The sequence below is a fragment of the Blautia hominis genome, from assembly GCA_002270465.1.
Lineage (GTDB): Bacteria > Bacillota > Clostridia > Lachnospirales > Lachnospiraceae > Blautia > Blautia hominis.
On record NQOF01000005.1, the window covers coordinates 192,630 to 209,716 of the forward strand.

Genomic DNA, 17,087 nt, shown 5'->3' on the forward strand with positions numbered 1-17,087 from the left:
TTTATTATCCTCCTGATCATTTTACTAATGCATTTGCTGTATTTACTATATTTTCCACTGTGATCCCGTTCATTTCCAGCAGTCTCTCATAAGGGGCGGACTGGCCGAACTGGTCCTGGATACCGATACGTTTTACAACACATTTCCCTGTATCTGCCGCCACTTCACTGACTGCGCTGCCCAGGCCGTTCATAATATTGTGGTCTTCCACAGTGATGATCCTGCCTGTTTCATTTACACACTCCATAACCGCGTCAACATCCAGCGGTTTGATGGTGTGCATATCCAAAAGTTTAACGGATACACCCTGCGCTTCCAATTGCTCTGCCGCTTTCATGGCAATGGATACGGTATCCCCGTTGGCAATGATGGAGACATCTTTTCCGTCTTTTAACTTGTTGGCTTTGCCGATCTCAAATTCCGCGTCTTCCGGATAAATGACCGGAATCGCATCCCTGGTAAAGCGCAGATAGACAGGTCCTTCATATTCTGCTGCTGCTTTTACCAGCTTCTTGGCTGAATTGTAATCCGCAGGCATGAGAACCGTCATGTTGGGGATGGTACGCAGAACACCCATGTCCTCAATGCTCTGATGGCTGGCGCCGTCATTTGCCGGGGTAACACCGCCGTGGGAGCAGGCAATTTTTACATTCAGTTTGGGATAACAGATTTCCTGGCGGATCATCTCACACATTCTCAGGGAACCGAACACAGCGTAGGTCACAACAAAGGGAACCTTTCCGCAGGTGGCAAGGCCTGCCGCAACACCGGCCGCGTTCTGTTCAGCGATTCCCACATTCAGATACTGTTTGGGAAGCTGTTTGCGAAACTCCCCTGTCTTGCAGGATTTACCTATATCAACATCCACTACATAAATATCGTTGTCCAGCTTACCCAGCTTTACAATCTCCTCACCAAAACCATCTCTGGTCGCTTTTTTTATCTCACTCATATTCTTATCCTCCATCCGCTTATGCTGATTTTCTGACTTCCAGTTTTTTAAGCTGTGCATCCAGTTCGTCCATTGCCTGTTGGTACTGATGGTCATTTGGCGCAACTCCATGCCATCCGCACTGGTTCTCCATAAAGGAAACGCCTTTTCCCTTCACTGTGTTGGCAAAGATACATTTTGGTTTTCCGTTCTTTCTCATGCGGATCCTGTCTAAGGTGTCCACGATCTGTTTCATATCATGTCCGTCAATCTCGTAAGTATCAAAACCAAAGGCCCTGAATTTCTCACCCAGATTGATATTAGGCATAACTTCATCGGTGGTGCCGTCAAGCTGCAGGTTATTGTTGTCCACAAATACCACCAGATTATCCAGCTCATATTTATGTGCGGTCTGCGCTGCCTCCCAGATCTCGCCTTCCTGACATTCGCCGTCGCCCACCACTACAAATACACGGTAATCTTTGTCATCTTTCTTCGCCGCAATGCCCATCCCTACGCCGCAGGCCAGTCCCTGACCCAGGGAACCGGTGGAGATATCAATGCCGGGGCATTTTTTCATATCCGGATGTCCCTGCAGGATAGAACCTTCCTGGCGGAGGGTACCCAATACCGATTCATCGAAGAATCCCAAGGCCGCCAGGGCCGCATACTGTACCGGGCACACATGGCCTTTTGAAAGGACAAAACGGTCTCTATCCTCCCATTTGGGGTTTTTCGGGTCCAGATTCATTTCCCTGAAATACAGGGCTGTCACAAAGTCGGCTGCGGACAGTGACCCGCCGGGATGACCGGATTTCGCTTTGTGAATCATGGTGATCACCTTTTTTCTTAATTCAATACTCTCTCTTTCCAGTTCTTCAACGCTTACATTTTTCATATTCCTCGCTCCTTTTTATAAGAATAACAATGAGATTTTAGGTATATAGGTTACCAGCAGCAATACGATCAGTGCTGCTATGATCAATGAGATCACTGCTTTTGATATCTGCTTTAAGTTTACATTGCCCACACCGCATGCCACATAGAGGTTTACCCCTACCGGAGGAGTGAAAAGCCCGATCGCCAGATTGACGATCATCACCACGCCCAAGTGGATCAGATCCACACCCAATGCCTGTGCCACCGGCACGAACAGCGGGGTAAAGATATATAAAGCGGACGTGGAATCCAGGAAGCAGCCTGCGATCAGCAGGATAATATTTACTATAATAAAGAAAACGATCACATTTCCGCCTGTTGCACTCTGAAGTGCGGAACTGATGGCTACATCCAGTCTTGCCCTGGTAAGTACATATGCGAACAGGCTGGCTGCCGCTGTAATAAACATGACCGTGGCTGTGGTGGATGTAGTATCGAGAAGTATGGCATAAAACTCTTTCAGCCTTATCTTCTTGTAAACAAAAATCCCTACAAACAATCCGTACACAACTGATACTGCCGCTGCCTCTGTGGGGGTGAAAATACCACCATAGATACCGCCCAGGATAATAACCGGCATCATAAGTCCCCAAAATGCATCTTTAAATGCCAGCCAGCGCTCCTTTTTGCCGGCTTTCGGCAGTGTCTTCAGGTCGGATCTTCTTCCTACCACAAGAGCCACCACCATCAGTGCCGCTCCCATCAAAAGACCCGGAACAAGTCCTGCAATAAACAGTTCACCGATGGATGTATCGGCGATGGAGCCATATACCACAAAGGTTATGGAGGGAGGAATGATGACCCCTATGGCTCCCGCCGCTGCCATTAACGCTGCTGAAAACGCAGGTTTATAGCCTGATTTGATCATGGCCGGCACAACGATAACTCCAAGTGCCGCCACAGTTGCCGGTCCTGAACCGGAAATAGCCGCAAAGAAACAGGAAACAATGACACATACAATGGCAAGTCCGCCTCTGATATGGCCTACACAGGCCTCAGCCAGTTTGATAAGTTTCTCTGATATTCCCGCTTTCTCCATAATATTTCCTGCTAAGATGAAGAAAGGAATTGCCAGTAATACGAATTTGCTGGTTGACGCCGATACGATCATGGGAAGACTGCTCATTACCGTATCCAGCGGTCTTCCTGCTCCCTGGGCGATCATGGCTACCACGCTGGAAGTACCGAGGCACACCGCTATGGGCGCTCCCATGAGAAGCAGTACGGCGAAGCTAATAAAAAGGATTGCTGCTACCACTATTTGCTTACCTCCTCTTCGGGATTTCTCTTAATCTCTTCTATCAAAACCTGTAAAAAACGAATGGCTGCAAAGAATGCACCGATCGGCACAAAGGAACCGAATATCCATTCCGGCCACTGCATACCTGCCGTGACCTGCCCCAGGATCCTCTGATTCCTCACCATGAGGATCCCGTAGTAGAAAATAGCTCCGGTAAACAAAACTGCCACAAAATAACCTATGATCTTTAACACCTTTTCCACCTTGGGTCCTACCGCATCGGTCACAATGCTCAGGCCCAGATGCGCTCTCCGTTTTGCCGCTATTGCTGTGCCCAGCATACTCAGCAGTACAAAGAGGTAGGTCGTGATCTCCTCCGAAAAAGAAAAGGATGCACTGAACAGGTATCTGGCAACCACGTTGGCAAATGTGAGGATCGTCATAACGATCAGACAGGCAGCCGCCAGTATTTCCTCTATCTTGTCAAATATCCGCATTTCATTTCCTCCCTCACTCTTCGCTCTCTATCCGGAAAGCCTTACAGGCCTTCTCGCCGTATTTGTCTATAAATTCTTGTTTTACACCACGGATCTCTTCCTTAAAGGCATCCAGTTCTTCTGCGTTTAATTCCGTTACCGTCATACCCTCGGATTTAAACTCTTCCACAATGGCTGCCTCTTCTTCCTCCACCGTATCTCTTCCCCATTCACAGGCCTCTTTTGCCTTTTCCTGAAGGAGTTCCCTTGTCTCCTGCTCCAGAGATTCCCAGATCTCCGTGTTTGCTACAAATAAATCGTTTTCATATGTATAATTCCACAATGTGAGATAGTCCTGGATCTCATCCATCTTGGCAGATTCCGTGATACAGATGCCGTTTTCCTGCCCGTCGATGGTTCCCTGCTGGATGGCTGTGAAGACCTCGCTCCAGCTCATTGCCACCGGATCAGCCCCTAAAGTTTTGAAGAACTTCATATAGACTTCACTGCCCGGCACACGGATCTTCAGTCTCTTTACATCTTCCGGTGTACGCACCTCGCGTTTGCTGTTTGTGATCTGGCGGAAACCATTGTGGAAAGAACCCAGATAGGTGATCCCTTTGGCCTCCAGACGCTCTGCGTAATACTCGCCGCCAGAACCGTCAATGATCTCTCTTGCATGTTTGTAATCGTCAAATATCCAAGGAATGGTTGCCACAGATAACTGCTCGTCTATGACTGCCATTACACATGTGGCGTAGGCTGCCAGGTCCACACCCCCGCCTGCTATCATCTCGATTCCCTTTGTAGAGTTTCCTCCGGCAAGCTGGTCATTGGGATACACCGCAATGGTCACATTTCCATCGGATGCTTCTTCCACCAGCTCCGCAAATTTATCTGCTACTCTGGAGTCAATCTGAATGTCCGTTCCATTCACTGCCATGACCAGTTCGATCTTCTGATAACCATTCCCGGTTTCCCCTGAAGCCTCCACATTCTCAGCACCGCCGCACCCCGTAAGCAGCCCCGTCATAACCGCCCCCGCCAGCAGCAGGCTTAACACCCTAGCTTTCATAAATACCTCCTTTAAGTTCCCCGTTTCATTACATCCTACGTTGGTTGTTTTTCTCTATGAATACATCCTAACATCCCATGTTTGGAAAGTCAATAGTTTTCGTTAGATTCCATTATATGTACAATATCCAATCCCATCTCCTGTACATTATGCACAAAAGGAGAGCTGAGTAAGCCAGCTCTCCTTTGTCCCAGTCTGAACAGGTACTTGTATACCTGGACAGCATATTTTGTGTAGATCTGCTCCATATCCTGCATCTTTCGTCCTCCTTACCCATAAGAGCTTCCGGCATTGATTTCGTTACAGAAATATATAGATTTTTTTATGCGGCACAGCGGCAGGATACACAAAATGCGGAAATGTGTGATCGGCGCATTTTAGTCTGCAAACCTCCGCAGACGTTCTGTTATGCTTTTTTCTGTCATCCGCCTGTACATGCAGACTGCAGTCAATATGCAGATAAGGAGCAGACACACGGTGATGCCTCCCATCCAAGCCCAGGGATAATAAAATTTAAAGTAAAGCAGGTTCTGTTTTATGGCTTTTCCAAGGATCCATAGAACTGCGGAGCCAAATGTAAGCAGGATCCCGATCACGCTCAGACCGTAAAATGCCCCTTCCAAAACCACCAGCCTGCCCAGTTGTTTTCTTGTCATTCCCACACTCTCCATAACGGCCAGCTCTTTTTGTCTGGCTGAAAGGCTTGTGTAAAGTGTATTAAAGTAGTTTGCAATTCCCATGACCACCAAAAGGACACTAAGTGCACCCATAACGATCCTGCTTGCCCGGATATAGGAGGAAGCATCCAAAAGAGCATCTGATTTACTGTTCATATAGATATAGTGTGCTTCACTTCTGTTCCTGTTGTCCTGCTGTATGATCTGCGTAAGTTCCTGTTTGATGAGAGGCTCCTTCTGCCTGTCCACATCTATCTGTATGCCGAAAATCTTTTCTTTAAACTCCAGGCTCTTAAAAGCTTTCTCTGTCATGATAAAATAGTTGATGCCGCTTCCGTGGGATGTCATTCTCAGTTTTGGAAAATGTTTTTTTGATATGTCCAGATATCCTGCACAGGTGAGTTCCCCTTTCAGGTATTTGTCATCCACCATCTCCTCAAAAAGCGAAAGGCTGTAAAAGTGCAGAGGCTTCCCAATGGTTTTGTCGGCGTCCTCCTGCAGTTCTTTTGACAGCTCATGTGTGTGCAGGAGCATGGCGCCTGTACCGTTTTCCAGACTGTCCACATCTGCTTTTATGCCATACGCATCCACATACTCCCTCAGTTCTTTTACAAAGGCATCATCTACGATCTGCACAGTAGTAAAAAAATTAACATCCATGGTGCCATATACAGACTTCAAACGGGGCAGAAGGGCTTCGTCCCCGCTATCCTCTGTGCCATTAGTGTCAGAAGGCATATCAAGCATGGCAAAGCAGCCTTTTGTATAGCTTGTATTTTCAGCGGAAATCCCATCCACTGCCAGTATCTTGTCTCTTATCTCTTCTGTAATGACCGGGGTATCATCCTCCCAATCATATGCAGAAGAACCGGCATCCCGCACAATATTTACAAAGGTACTGATATCGAAATCCGGACGCTCCTCAATGCTGTTTGTTATGTCTGTCCCCCTGCTGATGACCACTGCTCCCAGAGCGGAAATGCATCCAACGCTCAGGGAAAGCAGGGTAACTGCAAACCGTCTTCTGGAACGGACCACATTCCTCCAGGCCATCTCTGCCACTGACGCGCCATCCCCGCGGCGCCTTCCTCTTCCTCTGCCCTGACGGGTGCTATCCTGGGTGTGCAGAGTGCGTCTCAATCGGCTTCCGGTATGGCTTGCTGCCACAGATGCCGTCTCCTCATAGCGGACAGACTCTATAGGACTGAGCCTCATCACTTTGCGGACAGCGATCCCGGCTGCCAGCAGAGTCGTCATACTCACAAACACAACGCTGACTGCCAAAAAACCGGGATAAAAACCGGTCATGCCCCTGGCACTTCCCATCCCATGCAGATATAATTCCCCAAGCGTCCCGGGAAGGACAAACTTCATGACCAGAGAGCCCACCGCTGCCCCTATAAGGCATCCGGCAAGGATCACTTTTCCGGTCTGTCTGAATACGATCTTCCGGATCTGGCTGTTGGTCGTACCGATGGTCTTCAGCAGTCCGTACTGCCGTATGTCATTGCCAAGTGTGATGGAAAGCACATTATAGATCAAAAGAAACGCACCGCCCAGGATCATAACGCTGCAGAGAAACGCAACCAGATAGCTGCCCGCAAAATCCTCCACAACCGTAAAGGCCAGGGAGTTCATCCCAATGAACTGCTGGGCAACAGATTCCGTCTGCACATCCTCATAGAGCTTTTCCTCCATAAATTCTCCGTCTGCAAGAATCCCGTCCTGTTCCATGAGGATATAGCTGGCAGGAAATTTGGAGATCCCCAGGCTTTCAAGATATGCCTCGGAAAAATAAGCAATGGGGGCATTCAGCAATGGGTTTACATAATCCTTATAGTAACCGGATAAGACAAAGCTGTCCTCCATGCTCTCCCTGCTGCCGTTTTGAAAAAGTTCTGCATCCAAGGTCATACCCACAGCAGGCTTTTCTATTCCAAGCTGTTCAAGCCCTCTAAGCGGCAGCATTACCTCATTTTTCTCTCTGGGGTAATGTCCTGTAACATCTGTATAAGCCGGCTTCTGCAGCTTTTCAAAGGCTGTGTTGTCAAGAACCGTACAGCCCATCACAGGGACCCCCTCTTTTTGCCAGACGGCAAAATCATTTTCCACCCCTGTATTTTTCACATAATCCAGTGTCTTTATTTTTTCATACTGTTTTTCCGAACCGTTCTCCAGTGAAAGGCTGGCAACACTTCCCCCGTTTCTGGCGTATAACAGATAGTCCGCGTCCATTTTACCCCTGGCAATGCTGAATGCGCCGAATACCATGAACACAGCCAGAGCTGCCGCCAGTGTAAGGACACGGTTCCTCCCTTTGTTCTTCCTGTCATTGGCCTGCGCGAGTTCCCGGATAACCTCCCTGTTGTTGTTCCTAAGTTCCATGGTCAGTCCTCCCTCCTGCAGATGCGCCCGTCCTCAATCCGGATCATCCGGTCTGTCATCTGGGCGATCTCCTCATTGTGAGTGACAATGACTATAGTCTGGGAATACTCCTGGGCCATGGTCTTCATAAGGCCGATCACCTCAAGGCCTGTTTTGGAATCCAGGTTTCCGGTGGGTTCATCTGCCAGGATAATAGCGGGTTTTGTCACCAGCGCCCTGGCTATGGCCACACGCTGCTGCTGTCCGCCGGAAAGGGTGCCTGGCATCTGGCGGATCTTCTCATCCAGGCCCAGGGAGTGGATGATCCTGTCTACAAATTCCCGGTTGATCTTTACTCCGTCCAGTTTCAGCGGAAGGACAATATTTTCGTATACGTCCAGCACGGAAACCAGATTATAATTCTGGAACACAAATCCGATATTCCTGCGTCTGAATACGGTCAGCTCATCATGGTCCATGGCTGCCAGCTCGTATCCTCTGACGATCACACTGCCTGTTGTGGGATAATCCAGCCCGCCCAGCATGTTTAGAAGGGTTGTCTTCCCACTTCCCGATGAGCCTATAATGGAAATAAATTCTCCTTCCCTGATGTCCATATCCACACCGTCCAGTGCCCGGACCACAAACTCCCCTGTTTTGTAAATCTTTTCAAGGCCCCTTGTCCTTAAAACTTCCATACTTTCCTCCTTGCCTGCCCGCTTAGGTATGCTCCCGTGCGTTTTCCCCTGCAGCTTTCCCCTTCGGGATCACAGAGGGAAATCCGTGCATACTTCAAGGCTGGCTCCTGTTTATTTGCCTGCAGCTAACTGTTTCATGCATTCACAGTTATGCCTGCTGCCATATCCTGAGGATAACAGGTAAATCTAACAATCTCCTAACAGGGAAGATAAATAGAAATGGAAGTACCGTCCGGCTCCTTTTTTACTTTTAAAAAACCTTCATGCCTCTTAACGATCTCTCTTGTAATATACAGGCCTATGCCGAATCCCTCCTGGTTTTTCACATTACTTCCCCTGTAAAAGCGGCGGAAGATCCGGTTCTCATCATCGGGGATGCCCATACCGAAGTCGCGGACCTCAATCTGTGTGAACATCTCATTTTTCACTGCCCGGACAATGATCTCGGAAGACGCAGGGGAATATTTTATGCTGTTGTCCAGCAGGTTTGCCACGGCCTCGGAAATCCAGTTTCTGTCATGAGAAAGTGTCAGGGCTGCCGGACAGTCCAGGGTTATTTCCATATGCTTTTCCCGTGCTTTTTTCCTTACCTGGAAAATGGCCTTTGCTATGGTCTCCCTGAGATCCTGCTTCTCTTTTCTGATCTGGATAATGCGGTGTTCCATACGGGATGCGGAAATGAAGCTCTCTGTCAGAAATTTTATCTTCCGTTCTGACTGCTCCACCGCACAAATACAGGTGTTCTGCTCCTCTTTTGTCAAGTCCTGCTCCCGCAGAAGATCAAGATAAGTCTCCATATTTGTAAGCGGCGTTCTGATCTGGTGGGCGATTTCGGAGAGAAATCGGCGGACCTCCTCCTGCTCTTCCAAAAGTTTTTCGTTGTATTTTGTCACCATGGCGTGAAGCCTGACAGTCTGCGCCTGAAGCTTTGATACCAGGCTGTCAGCGTTTTCCGTTATGACCGGGCTGCCGTCTCCTCGGATCAGCTGCTCCAGAATATCAGCGATTTGTATCAGGTCATTCTCATATTTCTTCCTTATTCCTGAGAATACCGGTATAGAGCAGCAGAAAAAAAACACTGTCAGAAACAGATATCCTGCGTCGGCGGTTATGATGGAAGCCAGGACCCCCGCAGCGGCGGGCAGGACCCCTGCTGTGTAATATAAATACTTTTTCATAGGCTAATCTCCAAAGGTGTACCCAAGGCCGAATACATTTTTAATATATATGGGGCTGGACTTGTCCGGTTCAATTTTCTTTCTCAGACGGTTTACTGTGACGCTTACCGTATTCTCCACCACAAACTGACCGTCAATGTCCCATATTCTTTCCAGTATGGTTTCTTTTGTCAGAACCTGCCCCCGGTTTCTGACCAGAAGTTCCAGAAGGCTATATTCCTTTGCGGTCAGACTCACCTGCTGCTCCTGGCAGAATACCTGCTTCTTCTTCCGGTCAATCCTGAGTCCCCGGAAAAGAAAAATATCCTCCTCCCCGCCGCTCCTGCGCAAAATAGCTTCAATCCGTTTTTTCAGAACGGGCATCTGAAACGGCTTGACCACATAATCGTCGCACCCGGCATCAAAAGCCTCCAGCATATCCCGCTCCTCGTCTCTGGCAGTCAGAAAAAGTACGGGTATTTTCCCGAAACGTTCTGCCTCCCGGCAGATGGAGATTCCGTTTCCATCCGGTAGATTTATGTCAACCAACATCAGGTCAGGATTATCCTGAAGCAGGGTAATGCCGTCCCTGCAGGATTTCCCGGTTGTTACCTGATAGCCTTCTTTCTTCAGCGTGATGACAAGGGCCTGGTTTAAGAGTTCGTCATCTTCGATCACTGCTATTTTTTTCATCTATTTCACCTGTTTTTCTATGTAGTATGTTGTCCCCTGCATCGTTACCATTCACACCCATAATCCGGCCAGGTATTTTATACTCCTGCGCATGAAGATCCCAAGGCAGCCAGCGCCATATGGAGTAGAGTGCTGCATATCTGTGCATCGCCAAACGTGTTACTATCCTGCGCTTTTTGCAGGGCTGTGAATCGTAATTCTGCATCAAATAGAGGCAGGGTACAAAAAAGGAGCGACAGCATGCAACTATTGCTCCTTAGCTTGATTTTATATTTATTCCAGAACCTCTACCTTGCAGGAATGGTTACTATTCACAGCCCTGCAAAAAACGCAGTTCTGTAAACAGTAACACGCTTCGCGATGCACAGATATGGAGCATTCTGCCCCATATCGCGCTGGCTGCCTCGGGATTTTCATGCGCAAGCGCATAAAAACACCTCGCGGGATAGCAGCCGTGAATAGTAATCAGGAATGTACTTTCGTTTTTTTGTCATAACTAATTCCGACCGCCAGCACCTTTCCTGTATATTTAGGTTTTTCTCCAAGTTTTCCCTTAAATCGAAGTACATAATTCTTGTCCCTGATTTGTTGGATTGCCTCTTCCGGTGTTGAATCAATTTTCAGCTCCAGAATAAAGGCATCGGCACTTTTACACTCCGGATAGAAAATGAAATCCACATAGCCCTCCCCGGCCTTGTCCTCCCGTTCTACACGATATTCATTTCTCGCTGCTAAATAGACAAGATTTACCACCGCCGACAATTCAATTTCACTGTTGTATGAAAAAATGGGCGACTCTGTATCATGGGCAAACTTCAAGATTTCCGCCATGGTCTTTATATCACCGGCAAGAGTCGCATTTACCATTTTTATAGATTCCCTGGCCAGATTATAAATATAACCCAATGACTTTTCCTTTTTCATAGTATTTGCAAAACTGTCTTTTAGCTCTTTGTTCGGAATAGATACACAGCCATTTTCATAAGTCAGCAATCCATACACCACCATTGCTGAATAAATTTCATCCTTGGTATTCAATTGCATGGCTGTTGCTGCATATTCCTGAATATCTGAGCGTACTGTTTCCCCTGCAAATAATAGCGGCAGATCTTCCCGGACTTCTGCCACGTTATTTTTTATATAGGTAAATACAGAATCATACGTCCCTGAACTTGTCCAATAGTTTGCCAGTTCATTATCTGTCAAAGCGCATACGACAGAGCGGGGATTGTATATTCTGTTTCCGGACTTTGTAAAATATCCGTCATACCAAATGCGTAAGTCTTCTCTAGTGATCTTAGGTTTCTGCTCAACACTCAGGTACGTTTCATACAGTTTATCTACCTCTGAATCCAGGAACCCAAAATATTCACTGAATTTAGCTCTCGTTGCCATACTGTACTCTACAAACATATTTAATTCCGATCCATCCGAATACTTTGCGATGGGCAGAACCCCCGTCATATATGCAAGTTCCACATACACCTGGTCCTTCAGCAAGGTTTTTAAAAACAGCAAATATTCTTTCTTGTTATCTTCTGTTACAAATGGAAGCTGAAAAACTGCGTCCCATTCATCCATAACAAAAATAAACTTGTCATTTGTCTTCTGAAAAACGTAAAACAGGATATCCCAAACAGCCATGTCCTTATCAAATTTTAATTCCGGATAGGCCTGTAAAAAATCCTGCTTTATCCCATCAGAGATACGATCTATATAGGATTGATAATCGTCCAGCTTCTCTGGTATCTTGCTAAAGTCAATATATATCACATTGTGTTTATTCAAATGCTTTTCGTATATATCTTCCTTTGCAATTGCTAGATCTGCAAAAAGGCTTCTTCCATCCACATTTTTTTCAAAAAATGCTCCAACCATATTAGCCATAACACTTTTTCCGAAACGGCGGGGCCTTGTTATGCAAAAATAACGATTTCTTTTCCCTAACGCGGGAACAAGCTCACAGACCAAAAGAGATTTATCGACAAAGTACACATCCGATTCCATTTCTTGATACCCCGCAAAAGGAAAGACACTATTTAAATAAAATCCCATGTGAACCACATTCCTTTCCAGCCCTATACCCATCCCGGACATAGCTTTTCAAATGTTACTCATATCTCTTATGCTGCATGTCATTACTTCTTTATAATTATAGACTAAAATATTAACCTACACAACTAATTATTAAATCTCCGTAACTATTCATTCCCCGTCACGTTCATTTGGCTTTCCATCTCTTCAAAATACCTTTCAGCAATATACTCCGCCGATTCTGCCCAAAAAGCATTTAATCAATACCGAGCTGCTCCTGCATGATATCTACCACAGCTCTGATTTGGATGCAGACATTCATGGTTATATCTTTTCCATTAAAGGTATAAATTACATCACTCATGCTTTTCCCTCCCTATGAATCGCATGTAAGCCTAAAAACCTTCTTTCTTGATTCGAGTACCCTGTTCTTACTAAGAGTATATCCATTTTTTGATATAAAATCAACTTGTCTTTCCACAGCCTCTTCTTTCATAATAAAATTGGAAGGACCGTATCCCAGTCCTTCCAATATCTCACAGATTGTTTTAAGTGAAATCAGCATATCTACTTTCATTTCACTATTCTCATTGATGCTTTTTAATTCTTCCCGAATCCTCTCCGGCTCCGCAACAAACTTTTCAATCATCTTTTGATTACCTGCTACTACAATACAACAGTTTGTTACCGGCAGAAATTCTCGCGAAGTTACCTTCTCTGATTTTGCCAAGGTCCATGGTTTTTTACCTTACTGCGGAAAGTTTTCTTCAATAGAGTGATCGGGGAAATACCTCTGATTATAGGAATCCATCATACGTTCAATCGGTAGCACACAAAGCAAGCAGTATAAAACAGCTCCCGCTATGACACAGATCCGTACCATAGGAAACTCCCTCCACTGGCGCAAGATGACCAGCGTAAACACAAGTGCCATCCAAATCATAAACACCATGGTCAGTACCCTTTTTATAGTAAATCCAAAAGCAGTGATATAAAGGATCATTTTACTCATAGCTGTCAGAATAAGCAGCAGAGTCAGAACAGAGAGCAGGACATTGAGCCACCGCAGCACGGCGCTGTTCGTATTTTTCTTTCTGGCAAACAGGTTTGCGCCCAGGAGAAGGACCAGATTCAGCGCGGCGGTCTGGCACAGTTCAAAAAATCCTCTTCTGGCGTATTCCGCGTAGGTGAAATTTTCAGGCCGGATACCTGCAAAGGCGGAAAACAGATACTTTCCCTGCAGCCCTATGAACAGCAGATAAATGGCACATACGATCAGCATAGCCGTGGTAATGGCTGTCGTGGGTACTATTTGGATGGAACGCGAAGTCTCCCTGAGTGATTCTTTATCCATCCTGTCTGTGTTCCGCTTATGGATCCCCCCGTAAATCAAGCCGAATAAATATGCTGCAACCGGCAGGGACAGTATCATCCTGGCAATAGTATACAGGAAATGTTCCTGTATATACAGTCCGCTGTTTTGCATCATCCTCTGAAACCCTTCATCCGCACTGGACAGCAGAGGAAGCACAATAAAAAGAACCGGAACAGCAATGACCACACCCAGCAGGACATATCTGATGTCCCTTCCTCTGCTCTTTTTCTCCGGCTCATCCCCACTTTCCTCATGGTCTGCATGAAGCCCTGTTATGATCTTAAAACTACAGCCGAAATTTCCAAAGGGCACCCACAAAAGGGCATTCCATCCATCGAACACCACCCACTGGGATGTCTTATCCTTTTCCAGAAGGCTGCCGGATATGATCAGCGTCCAGTACGCCGCACATACGATCAGCATGGGAACCTGCAGAAAGGGCATGGCACTCCAGAACGCGTAGGGCACCCCAATGCCAAGCATAATGACCAGCCAGAACCAGCTCTCCTTACCCGGACGCCCGCCCTTCAGAAATACATAGGCAAGCACAATGGCCGCATATGCTATTGTAAAGAGAACCAGATGTCCTCCGAAATCCATACTGGTAAATGTGTATACAAACCCATATCCAACAAGCAGATACAGCCAGGCAAAGCACTTGTCTTTACTGTCCGCATCTATTGGTTCTGCCATTTTCCACTCATCCTCCTCAAAAATGGGCGCACTTTCACAGGGCAGACTGCTCTTGCTGCCTGCCGGCATTTGATCATCCCTATTCATACTTTACTGCTCCTTTCTCAAATCTAAATGGTTTTCCTGCATCTTCGTACGGACTGCCCCTCATCCCGTTACACCGTTGTGTCAGTCTGCCTCATCCTCCACATATTCCAGGATATCCCCGGGCTGGCAACCCAGAGCTTTGCATATACTGTTTAGTGTACTGATCTTAACGGCCTTGGCTTTCCCGTTTTTTAATACGGAGATATTAGCCATTGTAATCCCCACACGCTCGGACAGTTCCGTGACACTCATTTTCCGTTTAGCAAGCATAACATCTATATTAATGATAATCGCCATCTTCTGTCCCTCCTATATGGTCAAATCCTGGTCTTCCTGCATTTGGCTCGCATTATAGACCAAATGAGACAGGGCAGCGCACAGGACGGTAAGTGTAATACAGATAAACAAGATCAAAACAATGCCGAATAAATATCCGATTCCAAAGGAGTACCACCCCAGTATACAGAATACTGCCAGAAAAAGAGCATACAGCACACTGTCGACAAGGGTATAATGGCTCATCTGCTTCAGCGCCTCTGCATTTTCCCTGCAAAAAGACCTGTTCTCCCCGATTCTGCTGCAGACACCCCAGAATTTGACCAGGCATAACAGACAAGGCACTGCAGTTATCCAGATAAAGATACAAGTGCCCCGGTATACGGCATTTCCCGCCTGTCCCGCCAGCATTTGTTTCAATACGGAAGGCATAAACCATACTACCAGAACCAAAAACAGGATCCCTGTTCCCGCTGTTATTATTTTTAAATACTTTGACATCTCTGTTTGCTTCATGTTTGTTCCTCCTGCGGTTTCAAAATAATTCACTACCATTCATCCTGGGTTTATTATATTGCCACAGGAAGGAAATGTCAATATATTTTTATTGTTTTACGATAAATTATATCTGTATTAAATTAAATATAGCGCGCATTCAAAATAAAATAGCATTCTGCAAAAAATATGCCGGGCACCGCTGCGGCACCTGGCATATCTGAATTTCCTCTTCTACAATTCCCGGTAATATGGGCATATATCCTCATAGTGACCGTCTTTCATCAAAAAACCGCCGGGGATCACACCCAGCTGCTTAAATCCCAGTTTTTCATACAAATGGCGGGCAGTTCTATTCGTCCTGACTACAGCATTGAACTGCAGAATCCTGAATCCGCAGCTTTTCCCCTGTACCAGGCTGTCCTTTACCAGCAGTTGCCCTATATGTTTTCCTCTGGCTGAAGATTTGACTGCGTAGCTGGCATTTGATATATGACCGCATCTGCCCACATTATTGGGATGCAAAATATACAGTCCCAGAATTTCACCGGAGTCCATGTCCTCCGCCACCCCGCAGTATGTCTGTCTGCCAAATAGGGCGGGTCCTGTCTTCTCATCCAGAAGATCCAACTGGGGATAGGCCACACCCTCCTCCACCACTTCGTTCCATATGGAAACCATACTTTCCATATCCTTTTCCTCAAATTTCCGAACCCTTATACTCATAAACTTCCTCCTGCACAACAGCCTTTATCCATACCTCCATTATACAATCTTCGGAAACAAAATGGTAAATATTTTGTTTCCGTAAATCATCACACAGGATCATTGCATATTCTTTCATTACAACTCTTTTTTTCTTGTCATTTTATGGTAAAATAATAATAAAAAAGGGGGGATTTTATGGGCAAAACATTGCTCAATATCTTTTTAGTGCTGATCTGCCTTGGGGTGCTCCTATCACTGCTGCCCTACGCATGGATCTTGTTTATTCCGGCTATTTTCCTATACCGGAGAAAATTCAGAGAGGAGCCGCTCAGAAAGAAAAAGTATACGGCTGCTCTGGGGACGTTATCCCTGTTGTCCCTGTGCGTATTCGGTTACGCGCAGGCATCAGCCCCTGATGTCGAGAAGATTTCCATATCTCCCACATCCAACTACGAGATGGATGTGAACTCAGAATATCCCATCAACATCCAGGTCCAGCCGGAGGACGCCCGTCCGAAAAAACTCGAACTGGTGACAGACAACGGACTTCTGACACTGGATTATTCCCGGGGAGAGTCATCCTGCCTGCTTAAAAGCTCAGGGAAAACAGGAGAAAGCAACGTCTACCTAAAAACTCCGGACGGCAAAAGCAGCAATGCCATACACATCTCTGTAACGGATAAAAAAGCCGAAGCAGAAGCCAAGAAAAAGGCGGAAGAGGAGGCAAAGAAAAAAGCCGAGACGGAGGCAAAGCTTCAGGCTGAAGCTGAGGCAAAACAAAAGGCCGAGACGGAGGCAAAACAAAAGGCTGAAGCGGAAGCAAAGCAGAAAGCGGAGGAGGAGGCAAGACTCCAGGCCGAGGCTGCCGCCAAACAGCAGGCGGAGGAGGAGGCACGGCTCCAGGCAGAAGCCCAGGCAAAACAACAGGCAGAGGAGGAAGCAAGGCTTCAGGCGGAGGCAGAGGCTGCTGCCGCTCAGGAAGCAGAGGCCGCCGCAGCCCAGCCTGTAGAACAGATGGTATGGCTTTCTGCTACCGGTGAGAAATACCACCGCATCCCCAACTGCGGCAACATGAATCCCGACAAAGCCCGCCAGATTCCCCTCTCACAGGCAGAGGGAAGTTACCAGGCATGTAAAAACTGCTGGTAGATCAAAGCTGTGCTGCCCGG

Annotated in this window: 17 protein-coding genes; 1 reads left to right on the forward strand and 16 read right to left on the reverse strand. The window is 46.7% G+C overall.

Going from position 1 to position 17,087, the window contains the following annotated elements:
* Positions 1-16: 16 nt before the first annotated feature.
* The 16 genes from CI595_RS17320 to CI595_RS17395 form a co-directional block, all read right to left on the reverse strand.
* Positions 17-952: a transketolase family protein gene (locus CI595_RS17320; RefSeq protein ID WP_095174891.1), complete on the reverse strand. Its 936-nt coding sequence runs from the start codon at positions 950-952 to the stop codon at positions 17-19.
* Between the two features lie 19 nt (positions 953-971).
* Positions 972-1,829: a transketolase gene (locus CI595_RS17325; RefSeq protein ID WP_095174892.1), complete on the reverse strand. Its 858-nt coding sequence runs from the start codon at positions 1,827-1,829 to the stop codon at positions 972-974.
* A 15-nt stretch (positions 1,830-1,844) separates the two neighbouring features.
* Positions 1,845-3,128, reverse strand: a complete 1,284-nt coding sequence (locus CI595_RS17330) for a TRAP transporter large permease (RefSeq protein WP_095174893.1) — start codon at positions 3,126-3,128, stop codon at positions 1,845-1,847.
* Positions 3,128-3,607 (reverse strand): TRAP transporter small permease, encoded by a 480-nt coding sequence (locus CI595_RS17335; RefSeq protein ID WP_095174894.1) that lies wholly within the window; start codon positions 3,605-3,607, stop codon positions 3,128-3,130. The genes CI595_RS17330 and CI595_RS17335 overlap by 1 nt, the downstream gene beginning before the upstream one ends.
* 13 nt (positions 3,608-3,620) lie before the next feature.
* On the reverse strand, positions 3,621-4,661 hold the full coding sequence (locus tag CI595_RS17340; RefSeq protein WP_095174895.1) for a DctP family TRAP transporter solute-binding subunit: 1,041 nt from the start codon (positions 4,659-4,661) through the stop codon (positions 3,621-3,623).
* 89 nt (positions 4,662-4,750) lie between these two features.
* A complete protein-coding gene (locus CI595_RS26135) occupies positions 4,751-4,918 on the reverse strand; it encodes a hypothetical protein (protein ID WP_156087476.1) in 168 nt (55 codons plus the stop codon).
* A 120-nt stretch (positions 4,919-5,038) separates the two neighbouring features.
* The gene (locus CI595_RS17345) at positions 5,039-7,723 is read right to left on the reverse strand and encodes an ABC transporter permease (protein WP_095174896.1); all 2,685 of its coding nucleotides are present in this window, start codon (positions 7,721-7,723) and stop codon (positions 5,039-5,041) included.
* A gap of 2 nt (positions 7,724-7,725) precedes the next feature.
* Positions 7,726-8,400 (reverse strand): ABC transporter ATP-binding protein, encoded by a 675-nt coding sequence (locus CI595_RS17350; protein ID WP_065543527.1) that lies wholly within the window; start codon positions 8,398-8,400, stop codon positions 7,726-7,728.
* A gap of 197 nt (positions 8,401-8,597) precedes the next feature.
* The gene (locus CI595_RS17355) at positions 8,598-9,578 is read right to left on the reverse strand and encodes a sensor histidine kinase (RefSeq protein ID WP_095174897.1); all 981 of its coding nucleotides are present in this window, start codon (positions 9,576-9,578) and stop codon (positions 8,598-8,600) included.
* A gap of 3 nt (positions 9,579-9,581) precedes the next feature.
* Positions 9,582-10,250, reverse strand: coding sequence for a response regulator transcription factor (locus CI595_RS17360; RefSeq protein ID WP_095174898.1), 669 nt, complete (start codon positions 10,248-10,250; stop codon positions 9,582-9,584).
* A 465-nt stretch (positions 10,251-10,715) separates the two neighbouring features.
* Positions 10,716-12,305, reverse strand: coding sequence for an AAA family ATPase (locus CI595_RS17365; RefSeq protein ID WP_095175068.1), 1,590 nt, complete (start codon positions 12,303-12,305; stop codon positions 10,716-10,718).
* A 355-nt stretch (positions 12,306-12,660) separates the two neighbouring features.
* A complete protein-coding gene (locus tag CI595_RS17375) occupies positions 12,661-12,933 on the reverse strand; it encodes a hypothetical protein (protein WP_095174899.1) in 273 nt (90 codons plus the stop codon).
* Between the two features lie 99 nt (positions 12,934-13,032).
* On the reverse strand, positions 13,033-14,439 hold the full coding sequence (locus CI595_RS17380; protein ID WP_095174900.1) for a DUF4153 domain-containing protein: 1,407 nt from the start codon (positions 14,437-14,439) through the stop codon (positions 13,033-13,035).
* An 81-nt stretch (positions 14,440-14,520) separates the two neighbouring features.
* The gene (locus tag CI595_RS17385) at positions 14,521-14,736 is read right to left on the reverse strand and encodes a helix-turn-helix domain-containing protein (protein WP_095174901.1); all 216 of its coding nucleotides are present in this window, start codon (positions 14,734-14,736) and stop codon (positions 14,521-14,523) included.
* Positions 14,737-14,748: 12 nt separating this feature from the next.
* Positions 14,749-15,231: a DUF2975 domain-containing protein gene (locus CI595_RS17390; RefSeq protein ID WP_162291909.1), complete on the reverse strand. Its 483-nt coding sequence runs from the start codon at positions 15,229-15,231 to the stop codon at positions 14,749-14,751.
* Positions 15,232-15,444: 213 nt separating this feature from the next.
* Positions 15,445-15,936 (reverse strand): GNAT family N-acetyltransferase, encoded by a 492-nt coding sequence (locus CI595_RS17395; RefSeq protein ID WP_095174903.1) that lies wholly within the window; start codon positions 15,934-15,936, stop codon positions 15,445-15,447.
* Positions 15,937-16,113: 177 nt separating this feature from the next.
* Between CI595_RS17395 and CI595_RS26675 the strand changes: the two genes are divergently transcribed.
* Positions 16,114-17,067, forward strand: coding sequence for a hypothetical protein (locus CI595_RS26675; protein WP_187144038.1), 954 nt, complete (start codon positions 16,114-16,116; stop codon positions 17,065-17,067).
* Positions 17,068-17,087: the final 20 nt, after the last annotated feature.

Bases quoted from the DNA above. Each gene is read 5' to 3' on its own strand.
- CI595_RS17350 (WP_065543527.1), bottom strand. From the start codon at position 8,400: ATGGAAGTTTTAAGGACAAGGGGCCTTGAAAAGATTTACAAAACAGGG.
- CI595_RS17395 (WP_095174903.1), bottom strand. From the start codon at position 15,936: ATGAGTATAAGGGTTCGGAAATTTGAGGAAAAGGATATGGAAAGTATG.
- CI595_RS26135 (WP_156087476.1), bottom strand. From the start codon at position 4,918: ATGCAGGATATGGAGCAGATCTACACAAAATATGCTGTCCAGGTATAC.
- CI595_RS17355 (WP_095174897.1), bottom strand. From the start codon at position 9,578: ATGAAAAAGTATTTATATTACACAGCAGGGGTCCTGCCCGCCGCTGCG.
- CI595_RS17365 (WP_095175068.1), bottom strand. From the start codon at position 12,305: ATGGGATTTTATTTAAATAGTGTCTTTCCTTTTGCGGGGTATCAAGAA.
- CI595_RS17320 (WP_095174891.1), bottom strand. From the start codon at position 952: ATGAGTGAGATAAAAAAAGCGACCAGAGATGGTTTTGGTGAGGAGATT.
- CI595_RS17385 (WP_095174901.1), bottom strand. From the start codon at position 14,736: ATGGCGATTATCATTAATATAGATGTTATGCTTGCTAAACGGAAAATG.
- CI595_RS17340 (WP_095174895.1), bottom strand. From the start codon at position 4,661: ATGAAAGCTAGGGTGTTAAGCCTGCTGCTGGCGGGGGCGGTTATGACG.
- CI595_RS17375 (WP_095174899.1), bottom strand. From the start codon at position 12,933: ATGATTGAAAAGTTTGTTGCGGAGCCGGAGAGGATTCGGGAAGAATTA.
- CI595_RS17380 (WP_095174900.1), bottom strand. From the start codon at position 14,439: ATGAATAGGGATGATCAAATGCCGGCAGGCAGCAAGAGCAGTCTGCCC.
- CI595_RS17325 (WP_095174892.1), bottom strand. From the start codon at position 1,829: ATGAAAAATGTAAGCGTTGAAGAACTGGAAAGAGAGAGTATTGAATTA.
- CI595_RS17360 (WP_095174898.1), bottom strand. From the start codon at position 10,250: ATGAAAAAAATAGCAGTGATCGAAGATGACGAACTCTTAAACCAGGCC.
- CI595_RS17390 (WP_162291909.1), bottom strand. From the start codon at position 15,231: ATGAAGCAAACAGAGATGTCAAAGTATTTAAAAATAATAACAGCGGGA.
- CI595_RS17345 (WP_095174896.1), bottom strand. From the start codon at position 7,723: ATGGAACTTAGGAACAACAACAGGGAGGTTATCCGGGAACTCGCGCAG.
- CI595_RS17335 (WP_095174894.1), bottom strand. From the start codon at position 3,607: ATGCGGATATTTGACAAGATAGAGGAAATACTGGCGGCTGCCTGTCTG.
- CI595_RS26675 (WP_187144038.1), top strand. From the start codon at position 16,114: ATGGGCAAAACATTGCTCAATATCTTTTTAGTGCTGATCTGCCTTGGG.